General features: G+C 61.9%; 19 protein-coding genes. All 19 read right to left on the bottom strand.

All coding sequences use genetic code 11. The features are described 5' to 3' along the window. Nucleotides 1–55 precede the first annotated feature (55 nt). On the bottom strand, nucleotides 56–1,261 hold the full coding sequence (locus tag QGV55_RS12490) for a glycosyltransferase family 4 protein (RefSeq protein ID WP_281016454.1): 1,206 nt from the start codon (nucleotides 1,259–1,261) through the stop codon (nucleotides 56–58). Then, complete coding sequence (locus QGV55_RS12485) at nucleotides 1,258–1,887, bottom strand: methyltransferase domain-containing protein (protein WP_281016455.1); 630 nt, start codon at nucleotides 1,885–1,887, stop codon at nucleotides 1,258–1,260. The genes QGV55_RS12490 and QGV55_RS12485 overlap by 4 nt, the downstream gene beginning before the upstream one ends. A gap of 10 nt (nucleotides 1,888–1,897) precedes the next feature. Next, nucleotides 1,898–3,187, bottom strand: a complete 1,290-nt coding sequence (locus QGV55_RS12480) for a glycosyltransferase (RefSeq protein WP_281016456.1) — start codon at nucleotides 3,185–3,187, stop codon at nucleotides 1,898–1,900. Continuing rightward, on the bottom strand, nucleotides 3,184–4,434 hold the full coding sequence (locus QGV55_RS12475; RefSeq protein WP_281016457.1) for a glycosyltransferase: 1,251 nt from the start codon (nucleotides 4,432–4,434) through the stop codon (nucleotides 3,184–3,186). Before QGV55_RS12475 ends, QGV55_RS12480 begins: the two co-directional genes overlap by 4 nt. Continuing rightward, nucleotides 4,434–5,270: an FkbM family methyltransferase gene (locus tag QGV55_RS12470; RefSeq protein WP_281016458.1), complete on the bottom strand. Its 837-nt coding sequence runs from the start codon at nucleotides 5,268–5,270 to the stop codon at nucleotides 4,434–4,436. The genes QGV55_RS12475 and QGV55_RS12470 overlap by 1 nt, the downstream gene beginning before the upstream one ends. Next, nucleotides 5,267–6,427: a hypothetical protein gene (locus tag QGV55_RS12465; protein ID WP_281016459.1), complete on the bottom strand. Its 1,161-nt coding sequence runs from the start codon at nucleotides 6,425–6,427 to the stop codon at nucleotides 5,267–5,269. Before QGV55_RS12465 ends, QGV55_RS12470 begins: the two co-directional genes overlap by 4 nt. Nucleotides 6,428–6,450: 23 nt before the next feature. Beyond that, nucleotides 6,451–7,629, bottom strand: a complete 1,179-nt coding sequence (locus tag QGV55_RS12460; RefSeq protein WP_281016460.1) for an N-acetyl sugar amidotransferase — start codon at nucleotides 7,627–7,629, stop codon at nucleotides 6,451–6,453. Between the two features lies 1 nt (nucleotide 7,630). Beyond that, nucleotides 7,631–8,800 (bottom strand): glycosyltransferase, encoded by a 1,170-nt coding sequence (locus QGV55_RS12455; RefSeq protein WP_281016461.1) that lies wholly within the window; start codon nucleotides 8,798–8,800, stop codon nucleotides 7,631–7,633. Between the two features lie 112 nt (nucleotides 8,801–8,912). Beyond that, nucleotides 8,913–9,743, bottom strand: a complete 831-nt coding sequence (locus QGV55_RS12450; RefSeq protein ID WP_281016462.1) for a class I SAM-dependent methyltransferase — start codon at nucleotides 9,741–9,743, stop codon at nucleotides 8,913–8,915. Then, nucleotides 9,740–10,642: a glycosyltransferase family A protein gene (locus tag QGV55_RS12445; RefSeq protein ID WP_281016463.1), complete on the bottom strand. Its 903-nt coding sequence runs from the start codon at nucleotides 10,640–10,642 to the stop codon at nucleotides 9,740–9,742. The genes QGV55_RS12450 and QGV55_RS12445 overlap by 4 nt, the downstream gene beginning before the upstream one ends. Continuing rightward, nucleotides 10,642–11,751 carry a DegT/DnrJ/EryC1/StrS family aminotransferase gene (locus QGV55_RS12440; RefSeq protein ID WP_281016464.1) on the bottom strand — a complete coding sequence of 370 codons (1,110 nt, stop codon included), beginning with the start codon at nucleotides 11,749–11,751 and terminating at the stop codon, nucleotides 10,642–10,644. Before QGV55_RS12440 ends, QGV55_RS12445 begins: the two co-directional genes overlap by 1 nt. A gap of 3 nt (nucleotides 11,752–11,754) precedes the next feature. Beyond that, nucleotides 11,755–12,213, bottom strand: coding sequence for an acyltransferase (locus tag QGV55_RS12435; RefSeq protein WP_281016465.1), 459 nt, complete (start codon nucleotides 12,211–12,213; stop codon nucleotides 11,755–11,757). Further along, on the bottom strand, nucleotides 12,203–13,234 hold the full coding sequence (locus QGV55_RS12430; RefSeq protein WP_281016466.1) for a Gfo/Idh/MocA family oxidoreductase: 1,032 nt from the start codon (nucleotides 13,232–13,234) through the stop codon (nucleotides 12,203–12,205). The genes QGV55_RS12435 and QGV55_RS12430 overlap by 11 nt, the downstream gene beginning before the upstream one ends. 38 nt (nucleotides 13,235–13,272) lie before the next feature. Further along, on the bottom strand, nucleotides 13,273–14,064 hold the full coding sequence (locus QGV55_RS12425) for an AglZ/HisF2 family acetamidino modification protein (protein WP_281016467.1): 792 nt from the start codon (nucleotides 14,062–14,064) through the stop codon (nucleotides 13,273–13,275). Between the two features lie 13 nt (nucleotides 14,065–14,077). Continuing rightward, the gene (gene hisH, locus QGV55_RS12420) at nucleotides 14,078–14,719 is read right to left on the bottom strand and encodes an imidazole glycerol phosphate synthase subunit HisH (RefSeq protein WP_281016468.1); all 642 of its coding nucleotides are present in this window, start codon (nucleotides 14,717–14,719) and stop codon (nucleotides 14,078–14,080) included. Further along, entirely contained in the window at nucleotides 14,716–15,690 is a 975-nt protein-coding gene (locus tag QGV55_RS12415) for a glycosyltransferase (protein WP_281016469.1), read from the bottom strand. Before QGV55_RS12415 ends, hisH begins: the two co-directional genes overlap by 4 nt. Nucleotides 15,691–15,695: 5 nt before the next feature. Beyond that, a complete protein-coding gene (locus tag QGV55_RS12410) occupies nucleotides 15,696–16,466 on the bottom strand; it encodes a nucleotidyltransferase family protein (protein ID WP_281016470.1) in 771 nt (256 codons plus the stop codon). Continuing rightward, nucleotides 16,463–17,497, bottom strand: coding sequence for a glycosyltransferase family 2 protein (locus QGV55_RS12405; RefSeq protein WP_281016471.1), 1,035 nt, complete (start codon nucleotides 17,495–17,497; stop codon nucleotides 16,463–16,465). The genes QGV55_RS12410 and QGV55_RS12405 overlap by 4 nt, the downstream gene beginning before the upstream one ends. Before the next feature lie 3 nt (nucleotides 17,498–17,500). Beyond that, a complete protein-coding gene (locus QGV55_RS12400) occupies nucleotides 17,501–18,595 on the bottom strand; it encodes a 7-cyano-7-deazaguanine synthase (RefSeq protein ID WP_281016472.1) in 1,095 nt (364 codons plus the stop codon). Nucleotides 18,596–18,627 lie beyond the last annotated feature (32 nt).

Below are 18,627 nucleotides of genomic sequence, written 5' to 3'. Positions count from 1 at the left end.
GCGCAGGACTGTGAGAACATTCACGCTGTCGAGTGCCAATAGTCGGTGTGGCCAATCAACGGAGCGGGGATTCCGTGGCTTCACGTATCACCGCCGCAACGGCCTCTGCCGCGGACTCGATTGACCAACCCGGACTGTCCTCGACCGCCTGACGCGCAAGCATGGGCAAGTCTGATCGCAGATCCACAAACTCGCGCATCGCTGCGCAAAGTGCAGCGGAGTTGCCGCACTCGAAGATCCGGCCATATTGCCTGGCCTCCAGCAGATCGGGTGCGGCGCCGACATGATCGCTGGCGATCGCGACGCAGCCTGCTGCCAATGCCTCGTTCAGCCCCAGGCCCCAGGTGTCGCGAACCGAGGGCAGCACATATACATCGGCCATCCGGTATGTTGCCGGCATCTCGCTCTGGTTCCTGAAACCGCAAAAATGTACCGAGGGCGTCTCCTCTGACTGCCTTCGAAGCATCGGCTCGTCAGGTCCGTCCCCGACCAGCACCAGGTGCATGTCCGAGGAGGGGAGTTCGGTACGAAGTTCCCTGAAAGCTGCGAGCAGGACATGCACCTGTTTGCGCTGGACGAACTTCCCGGCGAAGAGAAACACGAGCGCTTCCGGCGAAATGCCCAGATTGGAGCGCATCTCATGCGCGCGCCGCGATGATTCAGGATCGTCCGCGGAGAAGCGATGTATGTCGATCGCATGGGGCATGTGGCGTATGCGGTCTTCGGGGAAACCCATCGCCTTCAGGTACTTGCGATTTTCCTGCCCGGGCGAGAGTGCGAGATCAACGTGTCTGTAGACCCAGGTCAGTAACGTCCGGCGCAACCATGATTTCCAACGGGCGTGATGCGTCGACCGCAATGTCGAATCGCCGCGGAAGAGAACGGGAATGCGGCCATGGAAGTGCCTGAGCGCGCTCAGGTTCGTCCGCCAGGCCCAGCCGAACACAAGCAGGCAATCCGGATCAAACCGGGCAATCCTGGAGTTCATTTCGGGGTTGTGCAGGCCGCCGAAATGGTGCGTGCCGGGATCCTTCGCGACATTGGGCACCATTTCCCAGTCATAGCCTTCCAGCAGCGGAATATCGAGTGTCACAGGCCGATTGAATTCGTGATCGAAGGAATTCGCCGTACCTTCCCAGCAATAGAAGACACGTAGTGTCAGGCCGTCCTGGTTCGCGAGTTCACGAAAAAGAGGGGCGTTGTACTGGATCGGATGGCTGGAAAGTATCGCCAGCCGCACGTTCGATACCTTCTTGTTCAACGCGGTTTCCTGCACTCGATGCCCAGACTGTTCGCCCAGCGCCCGGGATCTTCGACGTCTGCAAAGGCGGCCATCGAGGCGTCGCCGTGGCTAGCGCGACGGATATCTTCGAAACCCGCATGCTTCAGCTCCTGCGCGAGACCCTTGTAGTCCCACATCCACAGATGGCTGCTGTTGCCAAACTGGCTGGTCAGCTTCTGTCTCAAGGTGCGGGCCCTGCGACGCGATCCCAGATAGGTCGCGTCCATGAACTGGCTCACGGCATCGGCATCGGGGTTGTCCAGATACCGTCTGGCCTCGAACTCCATGTCGGGAACAACCAGCCGGAACATGCCACCAGGCTTCAGCAATCGAATGGTATTGCCAAGCGCGATACGCAGGTCTTCAAGTGCCAGATGTTCCAGCACATGCGAACAATAGACAGCGTCCGCGCTGGCATCCGGTTCAGGCAGCCCTGCCACGATGTCGCCATAGCGGACGGTGTCGGCGAAACGCTGGCTGTTGCGGGTGTAGAGGCGTCCGATCAGCGGAATGCGCTCGAAACGAAGGGTGGGCGATGCGTCGTAGTTCACCCAGGTGGCCGGTCCACCCTGGCCACAGCCATACTGTACGAATTTCTCGGTCATAGGCATTCCATCAAGGTCGGGACGCAACGGCTTCTTCGAAGAACGCGGTCATTCTTGCCGTCATGGCTTCAGCGGTGAAAGCGGCGAATGCCGTCCTGTCCATTTCGGGAACTTGCGGCATGCGGACGAATGCGGCAAGGGCGGAACAGGTCTCCTGCACTGCCAGGTCGTCGGTCTGTCCCGGGCCGAATGTCACGACAGAGCCGGCACCTGTCTTGCGGACGAATTTCGCAGCCCCGCTGGATTCGTGAAAGATCGAGAGCAGTGGCCGGCCGGCAAGCACGTAGGGATAGACCTTGGACGCTGTATAGGCGGCGTCATCGGAGCCGATCACCAGCAGGGCATCCGCGTCCAGAAGATGGCGCAGCGACACGAAATAGGGGAGACGGTCCGGTATCTCGCTGACCTGGTCTGCGACCCCCTCCCGTTCTGCAACCGGCAGGATCGTTCGCATGCCGTGGCCCGCACGGGCGTAGCTGGTGCCGTAGAATTCGAACCGCAGCCTGTCAAAGGTCTCGCGTTCGCGTTCAAGCCCCAGCCGCATGGCACGGAACAGGATTGCAAGCGCCCGCGCCATGTCCGGTCCGCCCCGGCCGACGTAGCGCACGACAACCTGTGACGGGTCCGCTGATCTCTCGGTCTCGGGAAGGGTACGTGCGATGTCCATGTCGCCGACCGCCGCCGCGAAGGGCAGGGTCAGTTCCGGCCTGTCGCGCAGTACGGGATAGCGGTCCTGAACCGTGCGGATGTAGGGTTCCGACACGGCCAGCACGCCGGCAGCCTCCGGCATCGTGCGGGCTTCCAGTTTCGACTTCTGCCAGTAGTCGAAGGCAAACTTGCGCGGGCGTTTCTCGCGCGGCAGCGAGAGATAATAGTCGTTGCGCCACGGATCCTGCAGATCGACGACGAAGGGAACACCGAATTTCCGCTTCCAGTGCGGACCGTGGGCGATGGCCGTGAAGACCGTTGTCGTGAAGAAGATCAGGTCCACCGGATGGCGGGCCAGATAGGCATCCACGGCGCGCCGCAACTGCAGCCAGCAGCGAAAGCCGAGATTGCCCAGCCCCACCTTGCGCGTCAGGCGGGGCGAGAAGGCCCGCACGTGATGGACCTCGATGTCGTCGGGAATGGTCTGAAGCAACAGGGGGTCGGAGGCCGTCTCGCAGTCAGCGGGATCGACGGCAAAGACAATCGGTTCCCAGCCGTTCGCGCGCATCCACGGCAGGGATTGCCGCAGCCGGTGCATGTCGGCGGCATTCACCGGCGGAAAGTGCGGCGAGATGCAGAGAACCCGTTTCAAGTGTCTGCTGCTCCCAGAAAGCCATTCACCTGATCCTGCAGCCGTGCCTTCGACAGTTCCCAGGAGAAATGCTGATCCAGGGCCGCCACGGCCGCGGCCGCCGCGCCTTTTCGGGTCTCGGCATCCTCGATCAGCGGGCGCAGGGCATTGGCAAGGGCCTGCGCATCGTCCTGCGGAAAGATGCGGACCGCTTCGGGCGCCGTCGCGGCGACTTCCTTCTGTCCGGCAGTGTCACTGGCCACGATGGCGAGGCCGGCGCGCATGTACTCGAAGACCTTGTTTGCGATGGTCAGATCGCTGTTGGGCTTGTCCGAACGTTCCCCGCAATAGCCGATATCGTGCTCGCTCAGCCGCGACAGCAGTTCTTCCTGCGGGACCTGGGCATGGACATGGACACGACCACGGACTTCCGGTGAGAGCGGGGCCATGAGTTCCTGCACGAAGCCGGGGCGAGGGGTTCCGCGCAGATGCAGTTCGAACGGTGCATCGATCAGCATGATCGCCTTCATCAGGATCTCGAGTCCGCGCCCTGGACCTATCGTCTGCGAGAACCAGGTGATTGACGGAATGGCGGTATCTGTACGGTCCACGATCCTGCCGTCCGTCGTCAGACGTTCCCCGGACGGAAAACTGTTGTGGATCACGTCCGGCTTCGGGCAGCCATAGGCCTGCACCAGGGCATCTGCCAGAGCATGGGACGTCGTTGTTGCATGGACGGCATTGTTGAGCAGGAACGACTCGGCCCGACGCATCATCGCCAGTGGCCGCTTGGCCTGATCGACCGGAAGACCATCACAGGTGTACCAGTCCTCCATGTCGATCCGCACGGCGCGGCCATCATGGATCAGTTTGGTGCCGACCCAGAGTGCCTTTTCCAGATGCAGACTGTAGAGGTCAGCGTTCAGCCGACGCGCGGTGCGCAGCAGCGAACCTGCTTCATACCCCAGTTGCATCGGGTGTTCGTAGCCGAAGCGTTGCCCGGCCTCCCGCATCAGTCGCGCCATCGCCCGCAGCCCGGTGCCACGCAGCCGATTCATCAGCCCCGTGCGGGTCAGGTCCACCACGGGCACATGTTGCCATTTCCGCTCCCGTACCATCGCGTTGATGCGCGGCAGGTCCTGCGCCCGATGTATGGCAGCCAGCACGATGACCTCGTGACCCAGTTCCGCGATGGCGTCGGCTTCCTTGACCACGCGCGGATTGTTGATCACCTGGAAACCGGAGACGATCACATAGCGATGCGCCATCAGGAAGGCTTGGCGACCAGGTGGCAGACATGGAAGTTGGCAGCGGTGATGGTGTCCAGATCCTGTTGCACGACGTGCATCCGGTAGTTCCGCTCCGCCAGCCATTGGCGGCAACCGGTCAGCAGATCGTGGGAGTGGACCTCGATCAGCAGGGTCGGTCTGAACTTCTCGATGGTGGCGGTCGCACCCTGCAGGGCATCCAGCTCCGCACCCTCGATGTCGATCTTCAGCAGGTCTGGCGGTGCAACGACCTGACTGTCGACCAGGGTATCCAGACGCGCGACCTGAACCTCGATACGCTGCTGCCCGTCGGTGCCGTGCTGAAAGCTGGAACTCGAAAGCTTGCCCATGCTTGTCTCGGGCATGATCTCGAACGTGGCGGTTGTATCGTCTGCGCCGACGGCAAGAGTCTGCAGGGACAGTTTCATCTGCGGGTTCAGCGCGATCAGGTCATCGATCGTTGCCGCATTCTGCGGATTGGGTTCGAAGCAGATCACCTCGCCCGCACTATTCGCGGCCATGACACCGGCCATGAAACCCCTGTGACTGCCGATGTCGTAGCAGACCATCCCCGGCGCGACCTCTGCCGCGAGGGCGGTTGTCACATCCTGCTCCCAGGTGCCGGTCCAGTACAGCTTGTCCTCCGGCAGTCTGATCCGCATGGACAGCCCCTTCGCGGGACCGGCGGTGATGCGGTGCACGAACTCGGCATCCTTCATCGCCGAGTTGACCAGCCAGCGCTGCAGCGGTGCCACCAGTGGCAGTGACTTGATGCTGTTGCGCACACCCCAGGGCAGCACATCGACACTGCGGGCGATCAATCGTTTCAGGCTCATGATCTCGTTTCCTTGCTGCGGCCGGTGGTCGTCTCGATCTGGCAGAGAATGCTGTCGATCCGTGCAATGTTGCGGGGGTAGGTATTCTGCAGTGCCAGTGCCTTGCGGCGCATCTGGCGTTCCGGCGCGTTGTGGGTGCCCAGGGTGTTCACCGTCTCGCTGAAGACATCACAGAAGTCACTGTCATCGACCGCACCGGACATGCGGACCAGTTCCGGGTCGTCGGCATAGATCGACATGCGGCTGCTGACAACCACCTTCCCCGTCGCGAAATACTCCAGGAACTTGTGCGAATTCGAACGGTCCGACTCGGTTTCATGATCCTGATAGCTCAGCAACAGGCAATCCATGTCCGCCGCCGCCTTCGCCAGTTCCGCCTTCGGCAGCGCGCCGTGAAACAGGCAGTTCCCGCAATCCGCCAATGCCGCCGCCAGGGGGGAACCCTCGCTGAAGGGGCCCCAGTAATGGAAGGTGATATCCGGATGCTGCCGCGCCACTGCCCTCAGCAGATCCACGTTGATGGTGGGGCGGTCGAGGTTTCCGAAGTAACCGCAGTGAATGCTGCCATCCATCTGTTGTGTACTCACCTCCGCGCGCGCCAGTGCCTCGAACTCCGGTCCGGTGCCATGACTGATCACGGCGCTGACGGGGGACGGCGCGTGTGCCGTCACACTCTCCAGAATGCGTTCCGACACGCTGAGCACGAGGTCGGCGGTACGACCGATCCGGGCCTGCCGAGGATCGCTGATGGGGTCCACCGGATGGAAGATCGCGCGCGGCGCACCGAATGCACGAAGGTCGGGGTAGGTATTGAAATCGAAGCACCAGACCAGATCCGGGCTGGCCCGCAGCGTCCGGACCAGCCGACGGACCTCCCGTCCGATCCATATCCGATAGAGCCCGGGCGCATGAAACCGCAGTGCCCTCGGCAGGCAGGGTCGCCAGATGATGCGCTCCACGCCCTGCCGTTCCGTTGCCGTGCGGCGCACTGCGCCCGGACGCATGGTCCAGTCCGGAGGATCGAGAAAGAAGACCCTGTTCGAAAGTCCCAGCGCCTCTGCATAGTGATGCTTGGAAATCGGTATGTGGTCCCAGACCTGCGGTGAGATCAGCAGGATCTGCCTGTCCGTAAGCCACCGAACGTCTGTTCCGGTCATTCGGGGACACGCGATCCCGACACTCAGGTACGCTTCCCGGCACGGGGCTTGATCAGGTTGAAGGCACCACGCAGCGGGCGCAACGCGGGGTACATCTCGTAGACGGAACGCTCGACCGCAAAGTCGCTGTGGGGCCGCGGCGGCGCCCGCATGAGTTCATCGAACTCCGCCAGGGTGAACCCCAGCTTCTTGGAGACGAACTGGCGGTCCTCCTCCATCTGATCCGGATCGTAGGGGGGCGCGGACAGTTCGGCCAGCGCCTCTTCCTTGGTGATCTGTCCGGCATAGATCAGGTTCGTCAGATGGGCCTTGCGCTTGTCGACACCGAACTTCACCGGCAGGATGTAGCCTTGGTAGAAGCGGGTGAATATCGACTCGTGGTGCTTGCCGCCATAGTCCCGCCAGCCCAGTTCCTCGATGATCCGCTGTTTCACCGCAGCCTTGTCGTAAGGCATCAGGTTCAGGATGGAGTGGGATTTCAGTCCCCGGAACATCATGTCCCACTTCTTCTGTTTCAAGGACATGAAGGGGTAGGTCTTCAGCGGTACCTCGCCATAGGCAGCGTGGATCGCCTGTATGTTCACGTGATCGGTCTTGGCATAGATCCAGTGCGGCGGCATGACGAATTCGGTCACCACATTGGTGCCGCTGAGGACATGGCGGATGCCATACTTCGATGCCAACTGGTTCAGCAAAGCAAATATCGCGTGGTCCGAAACGACTTCGATGTCGATCACGGATGCCTTGATGTGGGCGCGCTGCAGGTCCCGGAACTCGTTCCAGTCAATGACATGGGTGTGCAGGTCGATGTCCAGGCGGCTGACGATCTGTTCGATGTTCTGGACCGCAAGCTCCGCGTTCCAGCCATTGTCGAGATGAACGGCGAGGGGGCGCAGTCCCAGACGGCGCGCCTGCAGTGCCACATAGGTGCTGTCGACGCCACCGCTCAGACCCATGATGCAGTCGTAGGGCTTGCCCTTGCCGTCCGCACGGATCTGCTCGGCCAGTGCCTGCAGCATGGCCTCGCCCTCTGGTCCCTCGTGAACCAGCTCGGCAGCGGCGCGCATGTAGTCGTGGTAGTAGTGGCTGCGCCCTTCGTCATCGAAGCGCATGTCCGGATCGTCGCCCGTATCCAGTACACCGACGCTGCACTGGCGATGGTTCTGGATCTGGTTCAGGTCCGGCTCTTCTGTCCTGCTCATTTCAGGCCCCACATGCTTTGGCGTAGACGGCACGAAGCTTCTGACCAAATTCCTGTGGTCCCCAGGTTGTCCGTGCGCTGGCCTGAATGGCCTCGGCATCGAAGCTTCCGGACGCCGAGGCGACCTCCACCATTGCCGCGACCAGACCGGCCGCGTCGGCCGGCGCGACCAGCCGCCCGTTCGCGGGCGTGACGATTTCTTCCGGGCCGCCCGATGCCATGGCAATCACCGGCAGGCCGCAGGCCAGGGCCTCGATCAGCGCAACGCCGAAGGTCTCGAACTGGCTGGGAAAGACGAAGGCGTCAGCCTGCTGCATCTGCGCGCGAACCTGTTCCGGTTCCAACAGTCCCGCGAATTCGACCCGATCACCCAGCCCGGCCTCGGCGGACTGTTGCTCCAGTGACTGGCGAAGCGGCCCGTCACCAACCAGGACCAGGCGGCAGTCGGGGCGGGTACTGAGAACCTGCGCGAACGCGGACAGCAGCAGGGTCTGGTTCTTGACCGGCAGCAGACTGCCAACGGTGAGAAACGTGAAGGGACTGCCTGCTCTGTCTCTCGGCGGAACAGCCATGAAGGCACGTGGCAGCACATTGCCGAGAACGGTGACTTCGGTGTCCGGCTGGCCGATACGGGTGACCATGGACTGCAGCAAGGCCTTGCTGACCGGCAGGAAGGCCCGCGCCCCCGCGATGGCGGCGCGAACCGCGGGAAACAGGGAAGCCGGGACCTCATCAAGCTGGTAGGCACTGCTGTGCTCGGTCAGCACATAGGGAATGCCGTCCCGTCGGGAGATCCGGTGCGCCAGCAGACCGGCTGAGATGGTGTTGTGGGCATGGATCAGGTCGGGGCGACCGTAGCGTGCACAATATTCGCGATAGCCTGCCCAGCCTGTCCGCTGCCACCAGATCGGGTCGTACCTGCGGGACGGCGGCGTGCCGTAAAGCCCCTCCACCCTCACGACCGGTGTGCCTTGCCATTCCGCGACGGTCACTGTGGACCGCGGCTCGAACCACCGCCGGGTCAATTCCCGGCACAGGGTCGAAAGGCGTGTGCCCGGCAGTGCGGGATCGGCCGGACGCAGGGCGAGGCGGCGCAGGATGCTGCGGATGTACATGGGCACGGAATGGCGCAGGCGAACGGAGAGAACGCCGAACCGCTCGTTGCCGGTCATCCGCAGCGCTTCCAGTTGATGTCCCTGAAATATTCCTGCCAGTGGTGCATGAGCCGGCAGGAACTCCTCGGTTGGCAGGATGAGGACATGAAGTGGCATCGGGTGAGAATGCTCAGCTATCGCGCCGACAGATGAAGATCTCTGTCGAGGGACCGCGCGACAGCAATCGCAGTGCCGCAACTTCTATTGGATAGAGTGCAGCTCCGACGACTTGGCCCCAGGTTTCACTGCGGGCGGCCAGCCGATAGATCCGGTTGAACAGGGCCCGCATGATCCGACTGCGGCTGCGAACCGGGTCGTTCATGAAGACGAACATGGGCACGACCTTCTCGATAGAGAAACCATTCCGGCGCAGCAGATCACGGACATCGCCCTCTGTTCGCGAGATCTGATGCGTGTCGTGATTGCGACCGTCATCGACCAGGTTGTCCGAGAAGATCAGATAGCCACCGGGCCGGATCAGATCCGAAAAGTTCCGCATCGCCCTTGCGTAGGGTTCCTTCTCCACGATGTGAAACAGCACATCATAGGCGGTGATCACGTCCAGCGAACCCGGTTGCAACGTTTCCGGCAGGTCACTGCCTATGTCGATCTGCATGAACACGGCGTTCGGAAAACGGCCTGAAAGATTCCGGACGGCCGTCGCGGTGATGTCGGCGCCCGCAAGCATGCGCGGGCGGCGCTGTGTCCACTGCTCGATATAGAAGCCGGTCCCCGAACCGACATCCATAATGGACCAGTCCCCGGGATTGCCCTGCAAATGTTTCAGTACATGCCGAAAGGCGCTGGCACGCACACGATACAGCCAGTTGTTGTAGCTGAGCGGCAGGCCGATATCGCCGACCCCCTGCAGGGTGTAATGCTGCGAGAGCCTGCTCTCCCAGTAGTCTCCAGCCTTGAAGGCTGACTTCTCTCCGTCGTCAGACGGCTCTTGGTCATTCATTTCTGGAACTTTCCGGCAGACTGCCGCGTTGCACGCTGCAGGCGCGCGAGCACGGTACGGCGGTAGGCAAGCGCGTTGCCAATGCGGTCAGGGTGCAGCAGTTCGCGCCAGAGTGGTCTGTGGAGCTTGCTGCGGTAGGCTTCCAGGGCTGCCTGCTTTTCCGCCATGTCCAGCGGGCAATCCGGCGATTCGAGCGCGGCGATCACCACACCTGCTCGCATCGCGGCCTTTTCGGTATCGGAGTCGGCGTTCTTCTCCTGCCCGCCATGCACCCGGTCCCAGACCAGGGCAGGCGGCAGGGTCACCACCGGGTAGCGGGCCCCGATCTTCAGCCAGAATTCCATGTCACCCAACTGGCGCATGCCGCTGAAGCCGCCGACGGCCTCGTAGGCGTCGCGGCGAATGATGCCGGATCCGGGCGCTCGCCCGAACAGTTCGCGCCCGTGGAACTCTTCCCTGTAGGCTTCAGCGGGGGAGAAGATCATCGGATGCGGGCGATCGGGCGCGGAATGGGCTGACAGGCCGAAACCGGCCTCCGGGAATTGCTCCATGCACCGCACGAAGACACCCAGACCCCACGGATAGATCATGTCGTCGGAATCGACGTACTTCAGGTACTTTCCTTCTGCGAGACTGGCGGCGTGCTTGCGGTTCGGATAGTCGCCCAGGTTCTTCTCGTTCTGATAGACCCGTACACGGCTGTCGGTGGCTTCCAGCTTCCGTGCGATCTCGACCGTCCTGTCACTCGACCCGTCATCGACCACGATCAGTTCGAAGTCGATAAAGTCGGAGGCCAGAACACTGCCCATCGCGTCGGCGATGAAGTCGGCCCGGTTGTAGGCTGTCATCAGCACACTGACCGTCGGGGCAGGTTTCGTCGTGCCGTTCTCCTGGCTCATCAGTCCTGATCGCCTGTCTTCGTGAAGTAGTCCCTGATGGCAGCGACCACCTGATCCTGCTCCTCTTCGGTCAGAAGCGGATGGATCGGCAGCGACAGGATCTCCGACGCATGGGCATGTGCCACGGGGAAATCGGATGGTGTGTGCCCCAGGCGGTCGTACGCCGAATAGAAGGGCAGGGCGCGGGGGTAGTTGATGACTGTCGGTACGCCCGCTGCCGAGAGATGTTTCTGGAGCGCGTCACGGTCTCCGGTGCGGACCACATACAGGTGGTAGACATGGCGCACGCCGGGACGCTGCGCCGGCAGGATCAGGTCCCCGACCCCGTCGAGCAGGGCATCATAGCGGGCCGCAACCTTGCGGCGGGCATCATTCCAGCCAGGCAGATGGGGCATCTTCACGTTCAGGACGGCCGCCTGCAGCCCGTCCATGCGGCTGCAAATCCCCTCCATGACGTGGTTGTTCTTGCCACCATGGCGAGCAAACAGGGTGGCGAATTCCGCGCTGTCGTCGCGATCGGTGATCAGGCACCCGGCATCGCCCATCGCCCCCAGGTTCTTGCCCGGATAGAAGGAGAAGGTGGCAACGTCGCCGAAGCGACCCACCTGCTGCCCGTCCGCTTCGGCCAGATGTGCCTGGGCACTGTCCTCGATCAGCCAGAGTCCGTGGCGGTCACAGATGGCCTTGATCTCGCCGATCGCCGCAGGCTGTCCATAGAGGTGCACGACAACCACCCCCCTGGTGCGGGGCGTGATCTTCGCCTCGACCTCTGCGGGATCAAGGCAGAAGTAGGCGTCTTCCGTATCGCCGAACACGACCTTCGCCCCGGTCTGGGTGATGGTCTCGCTGGTGGCGATCCAGCTGTGCGCCGTGGTGATGACTTCATCACCCGGTCCGGCCCCCAGGGCCCTGAGCGCGATATAGAGCGCGTCCGTGCCATTGGCGCAGGAAACACAATGCCTCGCGCCGGTCAGGCTGGCGAAATTCTGCTCGAAATCGTCGACATCCTTGCCGCGAATGAACGCGGACGTGTCGATGATGCGGGTGATCGCGTCGTTCAGGGCAGGCTGCAGCGTGTCGTGCAACGCCTTCAGGTCTACGAACTGCATCAGTCAGCGCTCCATACGTCTTGCAGGGTTCCCGACATAGAAGCCGGGTTGGGTAATGTCTTTCGTCACCACTGCTCCGGCGCCGACGACGGCATTGTCGCAGATGCTGACGGGCATGATCGTGGCGTTGGTGCCGATGGAGACATTGTTGCCGATACGGGTGTGGCCCCAGCGGGTGCGGTCCCCGCGCGCCGGCCCGCCGCCGGAAAAGCTGTCGTTGATGAACATCGCGCCGTGGGAGATGAAGCAGTCTTCACCGATGGTCACCAGTTCGCAGATGAAGGCGTGCGACTGCACCCGTGTCCGCGCCCCGATCTCCACTCCGGCCTGGATCTCGACGAACGGACCGACGAAGCAATCGTCGCCCAGCGTGCAGCGATAGATGTTCGACGGTTCGACAATCGTCACGCCCGTGCCGCAGGTGACGTCGCGAATGCCGACGCTCTTCAGGTCAGGAGGCAATCCTGGCCGCCCTGTAGATCTTGTCGATGATCTCGACGGTCTTCAGCCCCTCGAAGCCGATGGTGCCGATGGAGCCTTCGGCAGTCAGAACCTGCTGGATGTTCTGGTAGACATCCTCGTGGTTCGACATGGAGCCCTGGTAGGCCCCGTATTCATTGGGGGGGCGGCCCTGCTTCAACTCCGCCGGGTCCATGCCGGCGATGTTCTCGTATTCGATCTCGTTCAGGTACTGGCCCCCGATCTTGATCGTGCCCTTCTCGCAGAACAGCGTCAGCGACCCCTCCATGTTCCGCCCGAAGCTGTTGATGGTGAAGCTGACGCTGCCGATGGCACCGCTGTAGAAGCGCAGGATCGCGACCCCGGCGTCCTCGAATTCCACCGAGTCCGCATGGCAGTAGTTGTCCATGAAGCTGGCCACGTCCTGCACGTCACCGGCGAGCCAGTAGAGCAGATCGATGAAATGGCTGAACTGAGTGTAGAGCGTGCCGCCATCCATCGCCAGGCTGCCCTTCCAGCTGTCGGCGTAGTAGGCGTCATTGCGGTTCCAGAAGCAGTTCAGATGCACGCTGTAGATGCGCCCCAGGGATCCCTGGTCCAGCAGCTTCTTCAGGTGTTCCACAGGCGGGTTGTAGCGGTTCTGCTTGACGACGAAGAGACGACGGTTGGCTTTCTCGCCTGCCTTGATCATCTCCCCGCACTCGTGAACGGTCAGCGCCATCGGCTTCTCGCAGAGTACATGGTACCCCGCCTCGAACGCCTTGATCGTGTGCTCCGCATGCAGGCCGTTCGGGGTGCAGATCGCGATCACATCCGCCTTGCCGCGCATGTCCTTCAGCATCTGGTCCAGATCGGTGAAGGCTTCGGCCCCCTGCTCGGCCGCAACCTCCTGTGCCTTCTCCGGCACGATATCGCAGACGGCGGTCAGGCGACCGAACTTGGGGGCGTGGCCGGCGTGACGCTGACCGATCCGGCCACAGCCAACGATGGCGAAGCCTGTGCTGTTGGGGGATACCTGCTGCATGTTCTCTTTCAGACTAGTGTTTCAAGGATGAAAAGGGGTCAGACAGTGATGTCTTCGGGACCAAGGTGATTGAACAGCCCTTCGCGCAGGACGGCCTGGCTGGGGTAGTTGACCAGAACGGCCCTGTGCGGACCCTTGAAGACAAACTGGGCACCCGCCGCGACAGCGGAGGCGCCGCCTTCCTTGATCGCGGCCAGGAAATCGGGAATCCCGCGTGCACCGCCGCTGGCAATGACCGGCACATCGACAGCGGCAGTGACCCGCTTGATCAGTTCCATGTCGTAGCCATCGAAGGTTCCGTCGCGATCCATGGCCGTCAGCAGGATCTCGCCCGCCCCGGCATCGACTGCGTTGCGCGCGATCTCCGTGACGTCCCCGGAAACGCGCCTGGAGCCGCATTCGGTCATGACCTTCGGGCCGCCCAGCAGGCCCTTCTTCACGTCAATGCTCGCAACCACGGCCTGGCTGCCGTACATGCGGGCGATCTTGCTCGCCAGTGTCGGCGCACGGTGCAGGGCGGTGTTCAGCACGACCTTCTCGACCCCGGCATCAAAGGCCCGGCGCGCCTGCTCCAGTGTGCGGATGCCACCGCCGTAGCCGAAGGGAATGAAACATTCGCTGGCGATCTCGCGCAGCAGGTCGAAATCCGGTTCCCTGCCTTCCTTCGCGACACCGATGTCGAGCAGCATCAGTTCGTCGACTTCCTTGTCGCTGAAGATGCGCACCGTGTTCACCGGATCACCGATATAGGTCCGCTTGCCGAACTTGATGGTCTTTACCAGACGCCCCTGCTCGATCAGCAGGGTGGGTATGACGCGCACACGTTTCATCGGGGATCAGATCTCATTCGGCGCCTGTCTTTCCTTCGGCGAAGTTGCGCAGCAGCGTCATGCCGAAGCGATGGCTCTTCTCCGGGTGAAACTGAACGCCGATCAGATTGTCGTGCGCGACTGCGGCGCAGAAATCATAGCCATGATGGGCCGTCGCAGCGACATCTGCCGGGTCATCGCACGTCATGTGAAATGAATGCACGAAGTAGAAGCGCGGATCCTCGTGGAAGCCGTGCAATGCCTTCTCCGGCTGCTTCACGTCCAGGCTGGCCCAGCCCATGTGCGGCACCCGGTCGGTCGGTCCAAGTCTGGTGCGGTCGAACGCCAGGACATCGCCATTGATCCAGCCGAGACCGGGCAGTTCGCCCTCGTCACTGCGTCGGGCAAACAGCTGCATGCCGACACATATCCCCAGGATCGGAACGCCGTCGCGGATCACCCGCTGTTCCAGCGCCTCTGCGATGCCCTTCGACTGAATGCTCTCGGCCCCGTAGTCGAAAGCACCGACGCCGGGGAAGATGATCCGGTCGGAAGTCAGGATATCCTCCGCCTCCGACGTGATCGTGGCCTTGATACCCAGCTTCTTCAGCATGTTGCGGATGGAGGCGGGGTTTCCGCAGCCATAGTCGACGATTGTGATCATTCCTGCGGTCATGCGGCGTTCGCCTGCCCGCGCTTGACCGGGATCGGCGGTGTTCCGAGGTATTCCTCATGCAGGGCGGCCAGCGCCGCTGCGCCTTCTGATCTTGCCTTCTCGAACAATGCGATTCCATCCATCATGCCGCGGAAGCACTGGCGCTGGTTGCGCCACCAATGCACTTTCTGACGCAGCGAGAGTGACGGTTCCCGCATCAGTCGCACTGCTTCCCGGGCGGGTTGCGATACCGGTACCCCCGGCGTGGTACCGAAAAGGTCATGGCGCATGAGACAGACAGCGACAGTCCGCTGCAATGTCGTCCTGTAGTTCTGAAGATGATAGTGGAATACACAGGCTGCGGGGTCCCTGACCAGCGCATGACCCGCGCGCAGGGCATCGACACAGATCAGCATGTCCTCTCCATAGACCGTCCTGCGGAAGGGGACAGCCTCCAGGAACGCGCGTCGATACATCGACGTCACATCGTCGATGACGCAGGCCGACTGCTTCGCGGCACCGTCCGCCGCATCGAATTCGGCAGCGCTGCCGAACCGGTGGACGGACCGCACCGGTTCGGAAACAGGCCGGTACCATTCCAGCGGATTGTTGCTGGGATCGTGGGCGACGATCTGGATGCCGCCAACTGCCGCAACGTCTTCGGCGACGAAGCCGGCCTGCAACCGCTCGATCCAGCGGTCGTCCACGGGGCGCGCGTCGCCAACCGTGAAGAGGATGAGTTCGCCGTTGGTCTCACGAACGCCCAGATTGCGAGTGTCGCCGTGATTGAAATCGCCTGGCTCGATCTCCAGCAGACGGGCAAGGTCGTATCCCTGCACGATCTCCTGCGTTCCGTCAGTGGACCCGGAGTCGATCACCAGAATTTCCTTCACCGGCACGGTCTGGCTCAGGATTCCGTCAAGACAGGCGGCGATTCCGGCGGCCTCGTTCTTCACGGGGATGACGACGGATATCGTGGGCTGTTCGGTCATGCTGCTCAGAGATTGAACTGTTGCAGGGCCAGGTTGAGTTCGGCGGTGGTGCCGATGTCGATGTATTTCGCCCCTTCGAACGAGGTGGCCTTGACCCGCATCTTCCGCTCGATTGCATGATTGAAGACGTCCCCCAGCACGACCTCGCGCGTGCCAGGCGTCAGTTTGCCGAGATACTCGCCGATCAATGCGGTGAATGCAGGCGACCAGCAGCAGGCCCCCCAGGTACAGGGCAGGTCCGATGTCTCCGGCTTGTCGTAGGTCCAGATGACGTCGTGGTTCGCATCCATGTCGACCATGCCGAACTTGCTCGGGTTGTCGGTCGGAAACAGGGCCAGTGTCAGATCGGCTTCGTGGCGATCATGAAACGCCAGCAACTGGCTGAAACAATCGGCGGGTTCAATGATCGTGTCCGGCATCCCGAACAGAACCGTATGGTCGTCGAGCCAGGGGCGGGCCAGATCAATGGCGTAGGGCATGCCATGCAGCTCTTCCTGGAACAGGTAGCTGACATGGGCCCCGAAGCGGGTGCCGTTGCCGTAATACTGCATGATATCGGACTTGCCTTCGCCCAGGACGATGAACACCTGCTCCGCGCCGGCCGAGACCAGGTGTTCCAGCAGGTACTGGCTGACCACCTTCGGCCGTTTCTCCAGCACGCCATCAATCATCACGTCCTGATAGCCGACCGGGAAGAGTTCCTTCGGACAGGGAAACGGCTTCAGCCGTGACCCACGACCTGCGGCCGGAATGATTGCAGCGAGGGATCTCGTCATGAGGGTGTGCCTGCCATTTTCGTGACTGGAGTGGTGGTCGGGATCTGGCCGATTGTTCCATTCCCGACGAAGGGGGTCTGCAGCGCTTCGGCCCAGCGGCGAAACAGCGTGAACCGCGTCAGGCGCCCGCCGTAGAGGCAGATGACACCAGCGATGCGCAACGCCTCCAGGGTGCTGACTGCACCCTCCCTGAAAGCCCAGAGCAGGAATGAGACAGCGAGGCGTGGCTGCCCGGAACGGGCGGCACCGGCCACGATTTCCGCCACCATGTAGCGCAGCTCGTTCAGCCGATGCTGCTGACCGTTCTGACGCAGCATTGACGCGGCCTGTTTCGCTACCCTGATCCGGCTCAACTGCTTCTCCGGGCTGAAGAAATTGCCGCGGCTCAGGCTCGTCGGATTTACGCGGTTGTGCAGGTCAGGCGGCAGGTCGAAGAACTTGCGATAGCGGTAGCCCTGGATGTAGGCGCGGAAGAACAGCTCGATATCCTGCCAGAGCATCAGTTCCAGGTCCCACATGCCGATCCGGACAAAGGAGTCCTTGCGCCAGAGAACGCCCGTCCCCTGTGCGATGGCATCGCCGCGGAATTGCCGGGTCAGTTCATCTTCCGGCTTGTCGGTGTTCCACCAGAGGCCGAGGTCATTCGGTACATGCGCGAACATCAACCCGGGAAAGATCGCGAAATCGAGGTCCGGATCGCCTTCCATGGCCTTCACCCGGTTCTCCAGGCAGAAGGGTTCGATGATGTCGTCGGTATCCAGGAACATGACGTAATCGCCAGTGGACATCGAAACGCCTTCGTTCCGGCAGGTGCATGCACCCTTGGGTTGCCATGTGCGATCGAACAGCCGAATCCTGCTGTCCCGCGCGGCATACTCCGCCACGACATCTCTGGTCCTGTCCGTCGAGCCATCGTCGACCACCAGCATTTCCCAGTGGGGCCATGTCTGTGCCAGCACGGAGTCCAGCGTTTCCGCGACAAGGTCCTCGCGGTTGAAACTGGGGGTCAGGATGGAGACGACGGGGGGCATGGCTCAGGCGGTGCGCCGCTTGTACAGGCGCCACAGCGGCAGCAGGGGCTTGAAGATCGGATACCGTGCGAAGAACCACTTGTGGTTCTCGAAGTCCAGATGCCGCCGCGGCGGCGCGCGCATGAAATCTTCGAATTCCTCTTGCGAAATCTGAAGCTTCTTGCAGACAAATTCCAGATCTTCGCGTTGTTCTTCAGGCGAATAGATTTCCTGCTGAAACTCGCGCAAGGCCTCGTCACGGGTCATCTGGCCACTGCACACCAGGTTGGACAGATGGGCCTTTCGCTTGTCGACACCGAATTTCCTGGGCAGCAGATAGCCCTGGTAGAAACGGGTGAAGATCGACTCGTGATGCTTGCCGGTATAGGGGCGCCAGCCAAGTTCCCTCTCGATGGTCTCGCGTACTTCGGCCACGTCATAGGGAATCAGGTTCAGGATCTGGATCTGCTCGATGCCGGATCGCATCAGCTTCCGCCACTTCCGTCGATCCATGAGCGGGTAGTTGCTCAGCTTTCTCGCACCACCATGCTTTCGATAGATGTCCATGATGTTGTAGGCGTCGTACTTCTCGTAGTTCCAGCCATCCGGCATGATGTGCTCGGTAGCGACATTGACTCCGCTGATGATGTACTTGATGCGGTTGCGCATCGCGATGTCGTACAGTGCCCAGAAGATCGCGTGGTCGGTCAGTACCTCGATATCGATGACATATGTCACCAGATCGATGTTCAGCCTGGTGACGATGCGGTCAATGTTCTCGACGGCCAGCTCCGTGTTCCAGCCATTGTCGAAATGTACTGCCAGCGGCCGCAGCCCATGCTGCTTCATCAGGTATGCGATATAGGTGCTGTCCACCCCGCCGGAGAGCCCGATCAGACAGTCGTAGGGCTTTCCCTTTCCCGCCGCCTTCAGCTGTTCGACGGTCCGGTTGAGCTCCGGTTCGGCCTCGTCCCAGGTTCTCGGCACCTTGGCATATGCAATATCGAAGCTGCGGCACTGGTCGCAGACACCATCTTCGTCGAAGGTCAGGTTTGGAGCGTCCGCCTTCGTCAGGATGCAGCGCGAACAGGCGAAATGGTTCTGCTCTGGAACTGTCACTTCACATTCTCCGCTCTGGCAGCGGCATTGGC

It is taken from the genome of Minwuia sp. IMCC3009 (genome assembly GCF_029909415.1).
GTDB lineage: Bacteria > Pseudomonadota > Alphaproteobacteria > Minwuiales > Minwuiaceae > Minwuia.
Note: the sequence above shows the minus strand (reverse complement) of the source record. Positions and strands in the feature narration are given on the sequence as shown.

Excerpts from the sequence above, each read along its gene's own strand:
- hisH (WP_281016468.1), bottom strand. The coding sequence starts at position 14,719 with ATGACCGCAGGAATGATCACAATCGTCGACTATGGCTGCGGAAACCCC.
- QGV55_RS12405 (WP_281016471.1), bottom strand. The coding sequence starts at position 17,497 with ATGCCCCCCGTCGTCTCCATCCTGACCCCCAGTTTCAACCGCGAGGAC.
- QGV55_RS12470 (WP_281016458.1), bottom strand. The coding sequence starts at position 5,270 with ATGAGCCTGAAACGATTGATCGCCCGCAGTGTCGATGTGCTGCCCTGG.
- QGV55_RS12465 (WP_281016459.1), bottom strand. The coding sequence starts at position 6,427 with ATGACCGGAACAGACGTTCGGTGGCTTACGGACAGGCAGATCCTGCTG.
- QGV55_RS12450 (WP_281016462.1), bottom strand. The coding sequence starts at position 9,743 with ATGAATGACCAAGAGCCGTCTGACGACGGAGAGAAGTCAGCCTTCAAG.
- QGV55_RS12430 (WP_281016466.1), bottom strand. The coding sequence starts at position 13,234 with ATGCAGCAGGTATCCCCCAACAGCACAGGCTTCGCCATCGTTGGCTGT.
- QGV55_RS12455 (WP_281016461.1), bottom strand. The coding sequence starts at position 8,800 with ATGACCGGCAACGAGCGGTTCGGCGTTCTCTCCGTTCGCCTGCGCCAT.
- QGV55_RS12445 (WP_281016463.1), bottom strand. The coding sequence starts at position 10,642 with ATGAGCCAGGAGAACGGCACGACGAAACCTGCCCCGACGGTCAGTGTG.
- QGV55_RS12440 (WP_281016464.1), bottom strand. The coding sequence starts at position 11,751 with ATGCAGTTCGTAGACCTGAAGGCGTTGCACGACACGCTGCAGCCTGCC.
- QGV55_RS12410 (WP_281016470.1), bottom strand. The coding sequence starts at position 16,466 with ATGACGAGATCCCTCGCTGCAATCATTCCGGCCGCAGGTCGTGGGTCA.
- QGV55_RS12425 (WP_281016467.1), bottom strand. The coding sequence starts at position 14,064 with ATGAAACGTGTGCGCGTCATACCCACCCTGCTGATCGAGCAGGGGCGT.
- QGV55_RS12485 (WP_281016455.1), bottom strand. The coding sequence starts at position 1,887 with ATGACCGAGAAATTCGTACAGTATGGCTGTGGCCAGGGTGGACCGGCC.
- QGV55_RS12415 (WP_281016469.1), bottom strand. The coding sequence starts at position 15,690 with ATGACCGAACAGCCCACGATATCCGTCGTCATCCCCGTGAAGAACGAG.
- QGV55_RS12475 (WP_281016457.1), bottom strand. The coding sequence starts at position 4,434 with ATGGCGCATCGCTATGTGATCGTCTCCGGTTTCCAGGTGATCAACAAT.
- QGV55_RS12460 (WP_281016460.1), bottom strand. The coding sequence starts at position 7,629 with ATGAGCAGGACAGAAGAGCCGGACCTGAACCAGATCCAGAACCATCGC.